Consider the following 17,063-nt stretch of genomic DNA (forward strand, 5'->3'; position numbering starts at 1 on the left):
CGTATCGTGACTGAACCCGCCGGCGGCGAGCAGAAGAAGACCGGGGAACCGGACGACGACAAGAAGCCTCAGCCCACCCTCCTGGAACAGATGGGTGGGCTGTCGGGGCTGTTCTACTCCTCGCTGCCGGTCATCGTGTTCGTGATCGCGAACGCCATCTTCGGTCTCACGGTGGGCATCTGGGCCGCCGTCGGCAGCGCGGTGGCCATCACGGTGCTGCGCGTCGTGCGCAAGGAGCCGCTGCAGCCCGCCATCTCCGGGTTCTTCGGCGTGGCGATCGCGGCGTTCATCGCCTACCGGACCGGTTCGGCCAAGGGCTTCTTCCTGTTCGGTATCTGGACGAGCCTGGTCTACTTCGGTGTCTTCGTGCTTTCCATCGTCGTGCGCTGGCCGCTCGCCGGCGTGGTGTGGAACGCGCTGAACGGAAACGGCCACGCCTGGCGCAAAGACAAGAAGTCGCTGATCGCCTATTCGATCGCGACCGGCGCGATGGCGCTGATCTTCGGTGCCCGGTTCGTCGTGCAGCGCTGGCTCTACGACGAGGACTACACCGGCTGGCTGGCCTTCGCGAAGATCGCGATGGGCTACCCGCTGTACGCGCTCGGCCTGCTCACCGTCGTCTGGGCGGTGCGGCGGTCGGAGAAGCACCTCAAGGCGCTGGCCGAAGAGGCACCGCGCGAAGAGACGGACTCCGAGGCCGAAGCGCGCTTGCGCGAGAAATACGCGCAGGCGCCCGCCGTCGAGAACTAGCCGCTTCCGTCAAGCCCTGGATGGTATGAACGGGACTTTCCTTGCGAAATTTGCAAGGAAAGTCCCGTTCACAACACGGGCTGGAGGCGTGACAGGACCTTTCAGTACCCCAGCGCGGTCCGGATCTCCGGTTCCACGTCCGAGGTCGCCACGAACAGCAGCTCGTCGCCCGGCTCCAGTGGATCCTCCGGCTGCGGCACGATCACCCGGTCCCCACGCAGGATCGTCACCAGCGCCGCGTCACGCGGCAGGTTGATCTCGCTGACCGCTTTGCCCGCCAGCGGGGTCTCCTCCGGGAGGGTGAGTTCGACCAGGTTCGCCTGACTCTGCCGGAACGTCATCAGCCGCACCAGATCGCCGACGCTCACCGCCTCTTCGACCATCGCCGCGAGCATCCGCGGGGTCGACACGGCGACATCGACGCCCCAGGCGTCGTTGAACAGCCATTCGTTGGCCGGGTTGTTCACCCGCGCCACCACCCGGCGCACCGCGAACTCGGTCTTCGCCAGCAACGACACCACCAGGTTCGCCTTGTCGTCGCCGGTCGCGGCGATCACGACGTCGCACTCCTCGATCCCGGACTCCTCGAGGATCGACACCTCACAAGCGTCGCCCAGCACCCAGTCCGCCTGCTCGACGGTGTGCGGCTCGAACTGGTCGGCCTCGCGCTCGATGAGCATCACCTGGTGGCGCCCGTCGATCAGCTCCGCGGCGATCGACCGGCCCACCGCGCCGGCCCCGGCAATCGCGACCCGCATCAGTTCTCCTCTTCCGGTTCGCGAGCGGCGACGGTGGTCACGTCGCTGACGGTGCCCGATTTCGCGGCGACGTAGACGACGTCGTCGGCCTGGATCACGGCCTTGGTGTCGGGCAGCACCGCGGTGCCGAACCGCATGATGAACGCGACTCGCGCGCCGGTGGTGTCCTGCAGGTCGCGCACGCTGTGCCCGATCCACCCCTCGTGCAGCGGGAGTTGCAGGAGCGCCACGCTGCCGGAGGGATCGCGCCATTCCGAGGCGACGCCGTCGGGAAGCAGGGTGCGCAGGAACCGGTCGGTCGTCCACGGGACGGTCGCCACGGTCGGGATGCCGAGCCGTTCGTAGACCGCCGCGCGTTTGTGGTCGTAGATCCTGGCGACGACCTTGTCGACGCCGAAGTTCTCCCTGGCCACCCGCGCCGAGATGATGTTGGAGTTGTCACCGCTGGACACCGCCGCGAAAGCCCCCGCGCGTTCGATCCCGGCCTGGATCAGCACCTGCCGGTCGAAGCCGACGCCGACCACCTGCTGACCGTGGAAGTCACTGCCGAGCCGCCGGAACGCCTGCCGGTTCTTGTCGATGACGGCGACTTCGTGCCCGAGCCGCTCCAGCGCCGCGGCCAGGGATGCGCCGACCCGGCCGCATCCCATGATCACCACGTGCACGCCCTGCCTCCTTAGTTCGCGGACGTTTCACCCGTCCGCCGGTACCCAGACACACCAGCGCCGAACCTACCGTGCGGGCCGCCCGTTACTCCACCGTCCTCCCCGCCGCCACCCTCAACGGAGACGCTGCGCGCCGCGGCTAGTCTTTCCTGGTGTCGAAGTTCCCGACCGTATTGAAGCGGCTCGTCCTCGGACGTCCTTTCCGGAGTGACCGCCTCTCGCATACGCTCCTGCCGAAGCGCATCGCGCTGCCGATTTTCGCGTCCGACGCGTTGTCGAGCGTCGCCTACGCGCCTGAGGAAATCTTTCTGACCCTCAGTGTCGCCGGTCTGTCCGCGTACGCGTTCGCGCCCTGGATCGGGGTCGCCGTCGCGCTCGTCATGCTGGTCGTGGTCGCGTCCTACCGGCAGAACGTGCACGCCTACCCCAGCGGCGGCGGTGACTACGAAGTCGCCAACACCAACCTCGGCGGTAAATTCGGGCTCACCGTGGCCAGCGCGCTGCTGGTCGACTACGTGCTCACCGTGGCGGTCTCGACGTCGTCCGGCGTGGCGAACATCGGTTCGGCCATTCCGTGGGTGGCGCAGCACAAGGTGATCTTCGCGGTCGTCATCGTGGTCGTGCTGACCGCGCTGAATCTGCGCGGAGTGCGCGAATCGGGCAAAACCTTCGCCATCCCGGTGTACGGCTTCATCATCGGCATTATCGGCATGGTGATCTGGGGCCTGATCGAGGCCGCCTCCGGCGCCGACATGCGGGCCGAGAGCGCCGATTTCGGGTTGCACGAAGAAGCCTCTTTGACCGGTTTCGCGTTCTTCTTCCTGCTGCTGCGGACGTTCTCCTCCGGCGCGGCGGCGCTGACCGGGGTCGAGGCCATCAGCAACGGCGTCCCGGCGTTCCGGAAACCGAAGTCGAAGAACGCGGCGACCACGTTGCTGATGATGGGGGTGCTGGCGGTGACGATGCTGGTCGGCATCATCACGCTGGCGATCATCACCGAGGTCAAGTTCGCCGAGCATCCCGAGACCCAGCTGTCCGGCACCCCCGCGGGCTACGAACAGAAGACGATCGTCGCGCAGATCGCGCACGCGGTGTTCGCCGACTTCACGCCGGGCTTCTACTACATCTCCTTCGTCACCGGGATCATCCTGCTGCTGGCCGCGAACACCGCGTTCAACGGCTTCCCGGTGCTCGGCTCGATCCTCGCCCAAGACCGTTACCTGCCGCGCCAGCTGCACACCCGCGGCGACAGGCTGGCGTTCTCCAACGGCATTCTTTTCCTCTCGGCGTTCGCGCTGGTGCTGATCATCGCGTTCGACGCCGAGGTCACGAAGCTCATCCAGCTCTACATCGTCGGGGTTTTCGTCTCGTTCACGATCAGCCAGGCTGGCATGATTCGGCACTGGAATCGCCTGCTGGCCAGGGAAACCGACCCGGCGGTGCGGCGGCGGATGCGGCGTTCGCAGACCGTCAACGCCGTCGGCCTCACGATGACCGGCACCGTGCTGATCATCGTGCTGATCACGAAGTTCCTGCTCGGCGCCTGGATCGCGATCGCGGCGATGGTGGCGATCTACATCCTGATGACCGCGATCCGGAAGCACTACGACCGGGTCGCCGAAGAATTGCGCGAAATGGACCGGAAACCGGTCGTATTGCCTTCGCGTAACCATGCGATCGTGTTGATTTCGAAACTGCACCTGCCGACGTTGCGTGCGCTTTCCTATGCCAAGGCCGTGCGCCCCGATGTGCTCGAAGCCGTCACCGTGAACGTCGACGACATGGAGACGCGCAAACTCGTCCAGGAATGGGACGACCACAACTTCAAGGTACCGCTGAAAGTGATCGAATCGCCGTATCGCGAGATCACGAAACCCGTGCTGGACTATGTGAAGCGTGTCCGCGGTGACAATCCGCGCAACGTGGTCACCGTGTTCATCCCGGAGTATGTCGTCGGGCACTGGTGGGAGCAGGTGCTGCACAATCAGAGCGCGCTGCGGCTCAAGGGACGCCTGCTGTTCCAGCCCGGCGTCATGGTGACCAGCGTGCCGTGGCAGCTCGAATCGTCGGAAAAGGCGATCAAACGCGACCGGAAGGCGCGCCCCGCGGCCGGTGACGTCCGGCGTGGATTCTCCCCCGTGGGCAAGCAGACCGAAAAGACGAAGGACAAGGAAAAATCAGAATGAGTGTGGACGCGTCGACCGGTACGTGGCTCGGACGGACGATCGAGCTGGAGGTCGGCGCGGTGGCGCACGGCGGGCACTGCGTCGCGCGGGCGGAGGGGCGGGTCGTGTTCGTGCGGCACGCGCTGCCCGGCGAACGGGTACTGGCCTCGGTCACCGAGGACAAGGGTGGTTCGTTCTGCCGCGCCGACGCGATCGAGATCCTGGAGGCGTCACCGGAACGAGTGGAGCCGCCGTGCCCGCTCGCGGCGCCAGGGGGGTGCGGCGGCTGCGATTGGCAGCACGCCACGCCCGGTCACCAGCGTGAACTCAAGGCCGCCGTGGTCATGGAACAGCTGAAGAGGATGGCCGGGATCGAGCGCGAGGTCGTCGTCGAAGCGTTCGACGGCGGCCCGCTGGACTGGCGCAGCCGCGTCCGGCTCGTCGCGGGCAAGGACGGCCGCGCGGGTTTCCGGGCGCACCACAGCCACCGCGTGATCCCGATCGACGACTGCCCGATCACCGTCCCCGGCGCGCTCGACGACGTCGTGTCGCGGAACTGGCGGCCCGGCAGCGAAATCGAGGTCACCAAGGACGGCGGGGGTCACGTGCACCTTCGTGACCTGTCGACGGTCCACGGGAAGACCAAGTCCCGGCAGCTGGCGGGCGGGCTCGCCGTCCAGCACGCGGCGGGCCGCGACTGGCGCCTGGACGCCCACGGCTTCTGGCAGGTCCACCCGGCCGCCGCGGACACCCTGGCCGCCGTCGTCGCCGAATGGGCCGAAGCCCCGCGCGACGGCGTGGCCTGGGACCTCTACGCCGGCGTCGGCCTTTTCGCCTCCGTGCTCGCTTCGCAGGTCGGCCCGGGCGGGCGGGTCCTGGCCATTGAATCCGGCCGCCGCGCCGTGTCCGACGGTGAGGAGAACCTGGCCGACCTCCCCCAGGTCCGCTGGCGCTCCGGCCGCGTCGAGCACCTGCTGGACGATGCCCCCAAACCCGTCGACGTCGTCGTCCTCGACCCGCCGCGCAAGGGCGCGGGCAAGGCCGTCGTCGAGTCGATCGTCGAAGGCTCGCCGGACCGGATCGTCTACGTGGCGTGCGACCCGGCGGCGCTGGCCAGGGACATCGCGCTGTTCGCGGAGCACGGCTACCGGCTGGTGGACCTGCGCGCTTTCGACGCCTTCCCGATGACACACCATGTCGAATGCGTTGCGTTGTTGCAATAACGGGGAATTCGTAGACCGTCGGAATGGATCGGCCTCGTTCGACTTGTCCGGGTGCCGGGTGCTCGTCATCCTGAGTTTCGTGTTCGAATTTCGGGAAACGAGATCTCTTGCCCTGGTATTCGGTGATCGCGGCGGGAAAGGCTGACCCGTGCTCCCCTCGATGCTTCCGCCCGGTATCACCACACAGGAGGTCAGCTACCGGAGCGGCCGGAAACAGGTCATCTACACGGCGCCCTACGTGTCGGACGGGCCGGTGCTCACCCGGGATCTTCTGGGCAGGCAGGCGTGGATGTTCATGTACGCCCATTTCGTCTTCACCTGGGTCGAGGGCGCCGTCCAGGTTCAGGTTAGCCACGGAACTCTGAGCGGGCCGAAGATGCCGCTATGGAAGGGCGTGAGCATAGGGGCCTACTGGTCGGGGCCCGCGCTGGCCGAGTTCGGGCAGGTCTGGGTGCTGAACCAGATCTCCGGGGACCGCGGTACACCGGCTGTCATTTCGGATTCGATTCCCTGAGGACCGCGGGCATGCCGAGAAGCCCGTCGCCGGTGTGGCCGACGGGCTCCTCGGTTCTGTTGTCAGGTAACGCGGTGCAGGATATTGCGCCGGGGTTGTCGTAGCGGATCCAGATATCGGGGTGGCACGAATTCCGGAATGCCATCGGGTGCCATTCGGACTTGCCAGTCGTCGTGGTGGATGAGCCGATGGTGGAACGAGCAGAGCAGCACGAGGTTGCGTAGGTCAGTGGGGCCGCCGTCTGCCCAGTGCTGAATGTGATGGCGTGGCAGTGCTTCGGCGCCCGATGACACGCGGGGAACGCGCAGCCCCCGTCACGGATGTTGAGGGCGCGGCGTTGGCCGGGGGTGACGAATCGTCTCATCCGCCCGACGTCGAGGGGTTCACCGGCGGCGCTGAGGACCACGGGGATCATGAGACAGTCGCAGGCGGCCAGTCTGGCTTCGCGGGCGGTGATCCGCCCGACGAAGTCCAAACATGCGTTCCCGATACCGGTCTTCAGTTCATCGAGGCCGATGGTGACGTGCACGAGGGTGCGGTAGCCGGAGGTGCCGGGCTGGTCGGGGCAGGCGATGGCGAGGTCGAGAAGGTCAGCCAAGGCGTCGCCGCGGCGTTGGGGCAGGGTCCGGTGGTCGGCCTGGCCGAACTCGTCGACCGGGCGTCGTCCCGCGTGGGCGTCCAGCGCGGCCGCGGTGCGGGCCCCGGTCTCGGGGTCGAGGAGTCCGGAGAGCTTCCAGAAACCGTCTTTGCGGCGCTCGACGAACACCTCACGCCGCGGCGGGTCGGGTTCGGGATCCTTCGGTTCCTTCCCGTCCGCGTCCAGATGGGCGAGCAGGTCGGCGCCGGCTTCGGTGATCTCTTTCGGCCCGGCTTTCCGGGCGAGGTCGGCGAGGATCTTCTCCGCGCCGTCGCGCTCGTCCGTGGGCACGTCGGACGGGATCCTGCGGAGAAAGTCGAGGATGAGGTCGATGTGCTGCTCGGCGAGCGCGCCGTCCTCGGCCGCGGCGGCGGTCGCGGGCGCGAACACCGTTCCCGTGCCACCGGCCTCCGGGACGGGGCTGAGCGCCAGTGCCCGATTCACCACGTCCTGCGCGTCACCGTGGGAAATCCGGGCCACGTCAGCGAACCAGCGTGACGCGCTCCCGTAGCCGAACAGGTCTTCCGCGCCCCGCGTTTCGACCTCGGCCAGGTATTTCCCCAGCCCGGCCGACGCCACCCGCAGCACCTGCAGCAGATGCGTCACGCCGTGGGCAAGCTCCAGCTTGCCGGCGCGCCACAACTCCTGCGGCAGTTCGGGAATGAGGGTCTCGGACACCCCTCCATGATACCGAAATCCCCGAACAATTGTTCGTAATTTTAAGCGACAACGCTCATTGCGCATTGACCACTAGAGGGTGAAATCGAATAGCTCGGCGGTGACACAAAGCTTACGGTCGGGCATGGGAGCGGCGACTGCGGCACCCCAAGCTGTGTCGTGCCCCGGGTGTCGGTCTCAGGGCAGGTGTTGTGAACGAGGCGTTCACAACACCGTCTTCCCGAACGACCCCAGTGCCCAGTGCCCAGTGCCCAGTGCCCAGGGCCCAGGGCCCAGGGCCCAGTGCCCGATGTCGCGAAAGCCACTTTCGGGACATCAGACGTCGCGCAAGTGGCTTTCGCGACATCAAGGATGGCGCCCGGGTCTCAGCCTCAGCGTTTCAGCGTGAAATTGAAACCTCTCGACACTTTCCCGTTCAACTGAATTTCCGAAGAGACCCTCCCCCCGTCGATCAATCTCTCGACCTCGGCCCGCGTAAGGCCGCACCCTTCGGCGATCAGCCGCACGGGCCGGACCGGGATCCGCGCCGCGAAGCGAACCGAGACGTCGAGCGTGTCCAGGAGGACCGAACCACCGGTGTCGAGGCGCCAAGCGCCGTCCCAGTCGAGGGCGACGCGGTTCCGGCGTAGCAAGACCGGATCCCGCAGCAGTTCGGCGACTAGGCCGAGATCGTTGTCGTGCAGCCGGTTCAGCAGCTCAGGCCGGACGGAGCGCACTTTCGTTCGTTCCAGGATCGTGAGCTTCGCCGTGTCCCCGCACGCGGTGCAGAGCACGAGGAGCCAGGCGTCGATGAGCTTGTGGTTGGCGTTGACGCGGAACTTGCCGCTCGCCCGGAAGCGGCCGGACGCGCACGCGTGGCAACGGCGGCGGACGAGTGGCAGGCAGGTGGGTACGACCACCCAGTTTTCGAGCACAGGAATACACCCGTTTCAGTGAGAAAACCGCAGCAAGAAGGAGCGCGACCGCGGAGACGCGGCGCGCAACGAATCAGCTCTCGGGAGGTCTCACAGGGCGTACAACGGCAGGTCCTCGGCTCGGCGGCGTGGTTCAGCGGCACGGTAATGGCACCGGCGGGGCCGCTCCACTGGTTTTCGGGCAAAGCGAAGGCCCCCTGGCCGAAGCCAGGGGGCCTTCTCAAGCACCTTTAAGTGCGCGCATCCTCCTTCAGCAGGTCCGCGCACTTCTCGCCGATCGCCATCGTCGTGATGCACGGGTTCACCGCGACCAGGAACGGCATCGCCGAACCGTCGGCGACCCGCAGGCCCTCGACCCCGCGCACCCGCAGCCGAGCGTCCAGTACGGCAGAGGGGTCCCCGCCGCCGCCCATTTTCGCGGTGCACGCGGGGTGATAGACCGTGTTGTGCGTCTTGCGCAGGTAGTCCGCGATCTCGTCGTCGGTCTTGACGTCCCTGCCGGGCGCGAGTTCCGTGCCCGCCCATTCGTCCAGCGCGGGTTGTTCGGCGATCTTGCGGGCCAGTTTGATGCCGTAGGTCATCACGCGCATGTCATGCTCGTCGGTGAAGTAGCGCGGGTCCACCTTCGGCTTGTCCCGGTAGTCACGGCTGCGCAGCCGCACGGTCCCGGTCGAACGCGACCGGGTGACGTTCGGGGTCAGGCAGAAGCCGTTCTCCGTGGTGGGATAACCCTGCCGGAGGGTGTTCATGTCGAACGGCACGGAACCGTAGTGGAACATCAGGTCCGGCCGGTCGAGGCCTTCCTCCGTGCTGGTGAAGATGCCGATTTCCCACCATTGCGTGGACTCGGTGGTCATCGGCTGCAGCGCGTCCCATTGGATGACGCCCTCCGGGTGATCCTGCAGGTTTTCGCCGACGCCGGGGGAGTCCACGAGCACGTCCACCCCGACCTCGCGCAGATGCGCGGCCGGGCCGATTCCCGACAGCATCAGGAGTTTCGGGGTGTCGATCGCGCCAGAGGACAGGATCACTTCGCGTCGCGCGCGCAACGGAACGCCGTGGATCAGGTCGTCGGCCAGGTATTCCGCGCCGGTGCAGCGTTTGCCGTCGAACAGCAGCCGCCGGACGCGGGCGCCGGTGATGATCTCCAGATTCGGCCGCTTGCCGATGATCGGGTGCAGGTAGGACACCGACGCCGACGACCTCGTGCCGTCTTCGCGCGCGTTGATCTGGAACCAGTTCGCGCCGTGCGTCACGGTCTTGCCCGAGTTGAATTCCGTCCGCGGGATGCCCGCCTGCTCACACGCTCGCAGCAGGGCGACGCCGGTCGGATCGTTCGGCGGCACCGAGCGGATGGTCACCGGGCCCGAGCGGCCGTGGTGGTCACCGGGGCCGTCGTTGGTCTCAAGCCGCTTGTACAGCGGGAAGATGTCCTTGGCCGACCAGCCGGGCAGGCCGAGTGACGACCATTCGTCGAGGTCTTCCGCCGGTGCCCAGAACGCGATGCACGAGTTGTGCGACGAGCAGCCGCCGAGCACTCGCGCGCGGGCGTGCCGCAGGAAGGAGTTTCCGGACTCCTGCGGTTCGACCAGGTAGTCCCAGTCGTACCCGGATTCGAGCAGCGCCATCCACTTCGTCAGTTCCAGTACCGCTTGGTCGTCCACATCGGACGGTCCGGCTTCCAGGAGCGCCACGGTGACGTCCGGGTCCTCCGAGAGTCTCGCCGCGACCACCGAACCCGCCGTCCCGCCGCCGACGACGATGTAGTCGAACTCTCCGGTCACTGTGCTGCCTCCTCGGGCTGTGCTTCCGCGGCGTGATCGGCGAGAACACCGCTCTTGTGCCGCAGGACGAACCAGTAGTACGCGAAACCGATGACCGCCACCGCGCCGACGAACAGCACGGCCCCCCATTCGAGGTACCAGTGGTAGGGCTCGGTCGCGTTGTAGACCTCGCGCCGCGGCCACGCCAGGTTCACCACGATCGCGCCGCCCCACAGCACGCCGAGGATGTTGACCGGCAGACCCAGTTTGCCGAGGGAGAAGTACTTGGTGCCTTCCCCTTTCGGCGGGGGCCACTGTCCACGAAGTCGCTTGACCAGCATCGGGATGGTCACCAGCAGGTACGCCAGGTAGATCATGATGATGCCGATGCTGGTGATCACCGTGAAGATCTGCGGCTGGCCGACGTTGACCACCAGGATCAGCACCGCGATGACACCGGAGACGATCGCGGGGATCACTGGCGTCTTCGTCTTCGGCGACACCCGCGCCAGATGCTTCCCGGCGGGCAGGTTGTTGTCCCGGCCCATCGCGAACATCATCCGGATCGACGCCGACTGCACGGCCAGGTTGCACACCGTGATGGCGATGACGACCGCCAGCAGGAAGATCGTGCCGATCGTGCTGCCGAGGACGTCGAGCACGATGAACTGCAGCCCGCCCGTCGCGATCTCGGGGTCGTTGATGTCGCCGACGGCCATCAGCGCCAGGATCAGGATCAGCCCGCCGATGACGAACGACGCGATCAGCGCGCGCAGGATCGCCTTGGGCGCGTTCTTGCGTGGGTCGTGTGATTCCTCTCCGAGTGAGCTGGCCGTGTCGAAGCCGTACATGACATACGTCGACGCGAGCGAAGCGACCAGGAAGGCCCCGAAATAGCCCCAGGGCTGGTCGGCGCCGGTGTTGTTGGTCTGCATGACGACCTCGGGGCCGCGGGTGATGTTCACCGCGAGCGCGATGATCAGCAGGACCGCGGCGATGAGTTCGATGAACACCCCGGCGCTGTTGATCCGCGCCATCAGCTTGACGCCCCACGCGTTCACCAGCGTGGTGAACAGGATCAGGATGGTGCCGAGGATGATCGCGTTCACCGCGCTGTCGCCGGAGAACGAGAAGAACGACGAGATCTGGGGGAGCGTGATCTGATACGCCAGCGCGACAGCGGCGATGCTGACGATCGAGGCGGTCAGCATCATCCACCCGGCCATCCAGGCCACGTGCGGGCTGCCGAGCCGTTTCGACCAGTTGTAGATCGATCCGGCCACCGGGTAGTGCGCGGCCAGTTCGGCGAACGACAACGCGACCATCAGCTGTCCGACGAACACCATCGGCCATGACCACCAATAGGCGGGCCCACCGAAGCTGAAACCGAAGTAGAACAGTTGGAAGGTCCCGGTCAGGATCGAGATGTAGCTGATCCCGGCGGCGAAGGTGTGGAAGTTGCCGAGCGTTCTTTCGAGTTCCTGTTTGTAGCCGAAACCGGCGAGGCCGTCGTCGGAAGGAGTACTCATCGGCACTTTCCCCTTTTTAGTTGGACGCCGCCGGCTCCCCTGAGAACCAGCGCTGTGGTCCGGGCCGGAGGTTCTGGTAGATGTGCTTCGTCTCCACGTACTCGGCCAGCCCCGTCGGGCCCAGCTCGCGCCCGAAACCGGATTGCTTGTATCCGCCCCATTCCGCCTGCGGCAGGTACGGGTGGAAGTCGTTGATCCAGATCGTGCCGTGCCGCAGCCGGTTCGCGACCCGCTGCGCGCGCGACGCGTCGGAGGTGAATACCGCGCCCGCGAGGCCGTAGTGCGTGTCGTTGGCGATGCGGACGGCGTCGTCCTCGTCGGTGAAGGTCTCGACGGTGAGCACCGGGCCGAACGATTCGTCGACGACGGCGCTGCTGCCCTGCCTCACGTTGTCGAGGATGGTCGGCAGGTAGTAGTGCCCCTTCGCCAGCGCGCGATCGTCGGGGCGTTTGCCGCCGGTGCGCAGGACAGCGCCTTCTTCCAGAGCCGCGGCGACGTAGCGTTCGATCTTTTCCAAATGGGCGGCCGAGATCAGTGGGCCGGTTTCAGCCTTCGGGTCGAAAGGTCCACCCAGTCGGATCAGTTCGGCACGGCGGACGAGTTCGTCGACGAACCTGTCATGCCACTCCTCCTGGACGATCAGCCGCGCGCCCGCCGAGCAGACCTGTCCGGAGTGCAGGAACACCGCGGTCAGCGCGTAGTCGACGGCGGTGTCGAAGTCCGAGTCGGCGAAGACGACGTTCGGGTTCTTGCCCCCCAGCTCCAGCGCGACCTTCTTGACGGTGGCGGCGGCGGAGGCGGCGATGATCTTCCCGGTCGCGAGGCCACCGGTGAACGACACGAGGTCGACGTCGGGATGCTCGGACAGCGGTGCCCCGGCCTGCGCGCCCGCGCCGAGTACCAGGTTCGCGACGCCGCCGGGCAGCCCGGCCTCGGTCAGCAGCTTCATCAGCATGACGCAGGTGTGCGGCGTCAGCTCGCTGGGCTTGAGGACGAACGTGTTGCCCGCCGCGAGTGCGGGGGCGACCTTCCAGATCGTCTGCAGGAGCGGGTAGTTCCACGGCGTGATCAGCCCGCAGACGCCGACCGGCTCGTGCACGATCCGGCTGAACGCGTCCGGGTCGCCGGTGTCGACCACGCGGCCGGCGTCGTTGGCGGCGAGCTTGCCGAAGTAGCGCAGGCACGCGGCGATGTCGGCCATGTCGTACTTGCTCTCGACCAGGCGTTTTCCGGTGTCGAGCGACTCGGCGCGAGCGAAGGCCTCGGCGTCGCGGTCGAGCAGGTCGGCGACCTTGAGCAGCAGGTCGCCGCGTTCGGGGGCCGGCGTGTTCGGCCATGGCCCGGTGTCGAAGGCCTTCCGGGCGGCGGCGATGGCCGCTTCGGTGTCCTCCCGGGTACCTTCGGCGACCTCCGCGACCAGCGACCCGTCCGCGGGGCAGCGGATTTCCCGGCGACCACCGCCGACCGCGTCGACCCATTCGCCACCGATGAAGAAATCCGCCATCAAGCCCCTCCGAAACCGGCTCCTGCTCAACCGTCGATCAGCGATTATCGCGGCCACCCGACGTGACCGCTACTTGGCAAAAGAGACCATGTTCACACCGTCGGGTGACGAATGGTGATTTTCTGACATGTGACCCGTGACGCGGTGGACGGAAGGCTCTCAGACGCGCTCCGTAGACTGGTCGGAACGGCGGAAGAGGAACCAGGCGAGGTGGAAGAGTGACGTTGCTCGAGTCCGTGCACGGACCGGCCGACTTGAAGCGGTTGGACCAGGAGCAGCTCGGCGAGCTGGCCGCGGAGATCCGCGACTTCCTGGTCGAGAAGGTGCGGCTCGCCGGTGGTCACCTCGGCCCGAACCTGGGTGTCGTCGAGCTGACGATGGCCCTGCACCGGGTCTTCGACTCGCCGAGCGATGCCATCGTGTGGGACGTGGGTCATCAGGCCTACGTGCACAAGATCGTCACCGGTCGCCACGACGGCTTCGGCAAGCTGCGCCAGCTCGGCGGTCTCACCGGCTACCCGGCGCGCGCCGAGAGCGAGCACGATCTCGTCGAGAACAGCCACGCGTCGACGGCGTTGTCCTATGTGGACGGTCTGGCGAAGGCGTTCGAACTCGGCGGTGGTGGCAGGCACGCGATCGCCGTGGTCGGTGACGGGGCGCTGACCGGCGGCATGTGCTGGGAGGCGCTCAACAACATCGCCGCGAACCCGCGCCGTCCGGTCGTCATCGTCATCAACGACAACGGCCGCTCGTACTCGCCGACCATCGGCGGCGTGGCGGACCACTTGGCGTCGCTGCGGTTGAAGCCGGGCTACGAGAGCGTTCTGGACCGTGGCAAGGAACTTCTGCGGCACACGCCCTTCGTCGGCAAGCCGATCTACGCGGCGCTGCACGCGGCGAAGGCGGGGATCAAGGACGCGCTGAGCCCGCAGATGATGTTCTCCGACCTCGGCCTCAAATACCTCGGCCCGGTCGACGGGCACGACCTCGCGGCACTGGAGAAGGCGTTCCAGAACGCCCGCGACTTCGGCGGTGCGGTCATCGTGCACGTGGTCACCGAGAAGGGCCACGGCTACGAGCCCGCGGTGACCAACCAGGCCGACCAGATGCACCAGACCGATCCGATCGACCCGGAGACCGGCCTGCCGCCGGTCAAGGGCCCGAGCTGGACCGGCGTCTTCGCCGACGAACTGGTCAAGATCGGCGCCGACCGCGAGGACGTCGTCGCGATCACCGCGGCCATGCTGCGCTCGACCGGCCTCCACAAGTTCGCCGAGGCGTACCCGGACCGCTGGTACGACGTGGGGATCGCCGAGCAGCACGCGGTCACTTCGGCCGCCGGTCTCGCGATGGGCGGCAAGCATCCCGTTGTCGCCGTCTACTCGACCTTCTTGAACCGGGCGTTCGACCAGGTCCTGATGGATGTCGCGCTGCACCGCCAGCCGGTGACGCTGGTGCTGGACCGCGCCGGCATCACCGGACCAGACGGGCCGAGCCACCACGGTATGTGGGACCTCTCGCTGCTGGGCATGGTGCCGGGTATGCGGGTCGCCGCGCCGCGCGACGCCGGCACGCTGCGCGAAGAGCTGCGCGAGGCCGTCGCGGTCGAGGACGGGCCGACGGCGCTGCGGTTCTCCAAGGGCGGCGTGATCGACTCCGTCCCCGCCGTCGAACGCGTCGGTGTGGTGGACGTACTGCGCAAACCGTCCAGTGACGCCGACGTGCTGCTCGTCGCGGTGGGCGCGTTCGCGATGCTCGGGCTCGCCGCCGCGGACCGGTTGGCGGACCAGGGCATCGGCGTGACCGTGGTGGACCCGCGCTGGGTCGTCCCGCCGCCCGCCGAGCTGGTGGCGCTGGCCGAACAGCACAAGCTCGTCGTGTCCGTCGAAGACAGTGGCCGTCACGGTGGTTTCGGGTCCGCGCTGGCCGCGCTGTTCCGCGACGCCGAATGCGACGTGCCGCTGCGAGATCTGGCGGTGCCGCAGGTGTTCCACGACCACGGGTCGCGCGAGGAGGTGCTGGCCCGCATCGGGCTCACCGCGCAGGACGTCGCGCGGCGGGTCACCGAGTGGTCCGCGAACCTGGCCAGCCGGACGCCGTCACCGGAGGACACGCACCGCTGAGGTGTGATGAACGGGACTTTCATTGCGAATTTCGCAATGAAAGTCCCGTTCATCACACGCGCTAGGCCCGCCAGATGCCGGCGGCGGACGGCCAAGTCGACCAGGCCACGGTGTCGTGCTCGCGAGTGCGGTCGGTGACTGGGGTGGATTCCGGGTCGTTAGATGACCCGAAATCCACCCAGTCCGGTGAGACAGTCCCGGTCATGCCCACCCCCTTACTCTGGTGTCAGCACAGGTGCCCGGTCACTCACGCGCTCAGGACGCCAGACGGTGCCTCGCCGAACGCGGGATCAAGATCCTCAAGACGGACGTCACCGACGACGCGTCGATGGTCGCGGGCGTCGTCGTCGATCGGCGAGATTTACGAACCGCTCGACGGCTGGGCCGGTTTGCCTAAACCGCGACAGCCGGCTCCGCGTACGCGTAGACCTCCCGTGGCTCGGGAAAGAGTTTCACCAGCACCGGATACGCGATCGCCGCCGTGCACAGCGTCATCACCATGCTGATGTCCACGCCGCCCGCGATGTCCTTGAACGGCCCGGCGATCATCGGGGTGTTGGCGGTCAGCAAGCCCAGTGTCGTCGCCGGGATCCACGCGGCCATCGCGCGCCAGTTCACGCCGCGGGTGAACCAGTAGCGCCCGCCCTTGCGGCCCTGGTTGAAGACCTGGAGGTCGTCCGGGTCGTAGAATCCGCGCCGCAGCACGAACCCGATCATCATGATCACCATCCACGGCGACGTGCACAGCACGATCAGCGTGGCGAAGGCGTTGATGCTCGAAACCATGTCCAGCACGAAGTTGCCGACGAAGATGAACACGACGCTGAGCGAGCCGATCAGCAACGTCGCCTGGACCCGGCTCAGCTTCACGAAGATCGAACTGAAGTCCAGGCCGGTCCCGTAGAGCGACGTCGTGCCGGTGGACAGCCCGCCGATCAGTGCGACCACGATCAGCGGGATCGCGTACCAGAGCGGGGAGATCGCGGTCAGGCCGGTGATGTAGTCGGCCGGATCCGCGACCAGCGTCGCGGTGGCGATGCCGAACCCGAACGGCAGCAGCGTCGCCACCTGCGCCAGGAACGGCGCGGCCAGCAGGGAACGGCGGCTGTGGCGCGCGGGGATGTAGCGTGTCCAGTCGCCGAGGAAGGCGCCGAACGAGATCGGGTTCGCCATCGTGGTGAGCGCGGCCAGGATCCAGGTCGGCCAGAAGTCCCCGAGAGCGTAGGTACCGGTGCCGTCGAACCCGGGGTCGAACGTGCCGCCGTAGGCCACTACCCCGAGCAGCATGATCGCGGTGCCCAGGGTGACGGCGACGCGGTTCACCAGCAGCATGAACCGGTAGCCGTAGATGCACACCACCAGCGTGGCGATCGCGATGACGCCATACGCGACGCCGCGGAGCACCTCGCCGCCGTCGAAGCCGAAAAGCCGTTGTGCCGCACCGGCGACGGCGTCGCCGCTCACCCAGACCGAGATCGCGAAGAACGTGATCGCCGTCAGCAGGGAGAGGAAGGAGCCGACACAACGGCCGACGACGCCGAAGTGCGCGCCCGAGGAGACGGCGTTGTTGGTCCGGGTGAGCGGGCCGAACAACGACATCGGCGAGAGCACCAGCGCGCCGACGACCACACCCGCGACGGTGGCCGCCACCGCCGCCCAGAAGCTCAGGCCGAAGGCGATCGGGAGCGTCCCGAGGATGATGGTGGCGAAGGTGTTCGCGCCGCCGAACGCCATCCGGAACAGGTCGCGGGGCCGCGACGTCTGTTCCTCCGGCGGGATCGGCGCGATGCCGTGCTGCTCGACTTCGGTGATCTTCTCACCCATGGGGACCTCCAAATAC

Annotated in this window: 13 protein-coding genes and 1 pseudogene; 6 read left to right on the forward strand and 8 right to left on the reverse strand. The window is 67.2% G+C overall.

What is annotated here, in order from left to right; all coding sequences use genetic code 11:
* Nucleotides 1-6 precede the first annotated feature (6 nt).
* On the forward strand, nt 7-750 hold the full coding sequence (locus tag ACM6LR_RS20040) for a DUF3159 domain-containing protein (RefSeq protein ID WP_414937534.1): 744 nt from the start codon (nt 7-9) through the stop codon (nt 748-750).
* A gap of 101 nt (nt 751-851) precedes the next feature.
* Here the strand turns inward: ACM6LR_RS20040 and ACM6LR_RS20045 are convergent, their stop codons facing one another.
* Together ACM6LR_RS20045 and ACM6LR_RS20050 are read right to left on the reverse strand one after the other, a co-directional pair.
* A complete protein-coding gene (locus tag ACM6LR_RS20045) occupies nt 852-1,508 on the reverse strand; it encodes a potassium channel family protein (protein WP_016332961.1) in 657 nt (218 codons plus the stop codon).
* The gene (locus ACM6LR_RS20050) at nt 1,508-2,173 is read right to left on the reverse strand and encodes a potassium channel family protein (RefSeq protein ID WP_414937535.1); all 666 of its coding nucleotides are present in this window, start codon (nt 2,171-2,173) and stop codon (nt 1,508-1,510) included. Before ACM6LR_RS20050 ends, ACM6LR_RS20045 begins: the two co-directional genes overlap by 1 nt.
* Nucleotides 2,174-2,325: 152 nt before the next feature.
* Between ACM6LR_RS20050 and ACM6LR_RS20055 the strand changes: the two genes are divergently transcribed.
* From ACM6LR_RS20055 to ACM6LR_RS20065, 3 genes are all read left to right on the forward strand, one after another.
* Complete coding sequence (locus ACM6LR_RS20055; protein WP_414937536.1) at nt 2,326-4,359, forward strand: APC family permease; 2,034 nt, start codon at nt 2,326-2,328, stop codon at nt 4,357-4,359.
* Nucleotides 4,356-5,561: a class I SAM-dependent RNA methyltransferase gene (locus ACM6LR_RS20060; protein WP_414937537.1), complete on the forward strand. Its 1,206-nt coding sequence runs from the start codon at nt 4,356-4,358 to the stop codon at nt 5,559-5,561. The genes ACM6LR_RS20055 and ACM6LR_RS20060 overlap by 4 nt, the downstream gene beginning before the upstream one ends.
* Nucleotides 5,562-5,709: 148 nt before the next feature.
* Nucleotides 5,710-6,075, forward strand: a complete 366-nt coding sequence (locus tag ACM6LR_RS20065) for a hypothetical protein (RefSeq protein WP_414937538.1) — start codon at nt 5,710-5,712, stop codon at nt 6,073-6,075.
* A gap of 62 nt (nt 6,076-6,137) precedes the next feature.
* Here ACM6LR_RS20065 and ACM6LR_RS20070 read toward each other — a convergent pair.
* From ACM6LR_RS20070 to ACM6LR_RS20090, 5 genes and pseudogenes are all read right to left on the reverse strand, one after another.
* Nucleotides 6,138-7,390: pseudogene (locus ACM6LR_RS20070) on the reverse strand (DUF222 domain-containing protein).
* A gap of 371 nt (nt 7,391-7,761) precedes the next feature.
* Entirely contained in the window at nt 7,762-8,304 is a 543-nt protein-coding gene (locus tag ACM6LR_RS20075; RefSeq protein ID WP_414937540.1) for a DUF1062 domain-containing protein, read from the reverse strand.
* Between the two features lie 230 nt (nt 8,305-8,534).
* Nucleotides 8,535-10,088 carry a GMC family oxidoreductase gene (locus ACM6LR_RS20080; RefSeq protein ID WP_414944285.1) on the reverse strand — a complete coding sequence of 518 codons (1,554 nt, stop codon included), beginning with the start codon at nt 10,086-10,088 and terminating at the stop codon, nt 8,535-8,537.
* On the reverse strand, nt 10,085-11,596 hold the full coding sequence (locus tag ACM6LR_RS20085; RefSeq protein ID WP_414937542.1) for an APC family permease: 1,512 nt from the start codon (nt 11,594-11,596) through the stop codon (nt 10,085-10,087). The genes ACM6LR_RS20080 and ACM6LR_RS20085 overlap by 4 nt, the downstream gene beginning before the upstream one ends.
* Before the next feature lie 16 nt (nt 11,597-11,612).
* Entirely contained in the window at nt 11,613-13,100 is a 1,488-nt protein-coding gene (locus ACM6LR_RS20090) for an aldehyde dehydrogenase family protein (protein WP_414937543.1), read from the reverse strand.
* Between the two features lie 218 nt (nt 13,101-13,318).
* Here ACM6LR_RS20090 and dxs point away from each other — a divergent pair, with 218 nt between their 5' ends.
* Both dxs and ACM6LR_RS20100 read left to right on the forward strand, forming a co-directional pair.
* Nucleotides 13,319-15,223 (forward strand): 1-deoxy-D-xylulose-5-phosphate synthase, encoded by a 1,905-nt coding sequence (gene dxs / locus ACM6LR_RS20095; protein ID WP_414944286.1) that lies wholly within the window; start codon nt 13,319-13,321, stop codon nt 15,221-15,223.
* A 223-nt stretch (nt 15,224-15,446) separates the two neighbouring features.
* Nucleotides 15,447-15,620, forward strand: coding sequence for a hypothetical protein (locus ACM6LR_RS20100; RefSeq protein ID WP_414944287.1), 174 nt, complete (start codon nt 15,447-15,449; stop codon nt 15,618-15,620).
* On the opposite strand, the gene ACM6LR_RS20105 is transcribed toward ACM6LR_RS20100, so the two are convergent.
* Entirely contained in the window at nt 15,617-17,047 is a 1,431-nt protein-coding gene (locus ACM6LR_RS20105) for a purine-cytosine permease family protein (RefSeq protein ID WP_414937547.1), read from the reverse strand. The two genes, ACM6LR_RS20100 and ACM6LR_RS20105, sit on opposite strands and share 4 nt — an antisense overlap.
* Nucleotides 17,048-17,063 lie beyond the last annotated feature (16 nt).

This window comes from Amycolatopsis sp. cmx-11-32, assembly GCF_047608695.1.
Taxonomy (GTDB): Bacteria; Actinomycetota; Actinomycetes; order Mycobacteriales; family Pseudonocardiaceae; genus Amycolatopsis.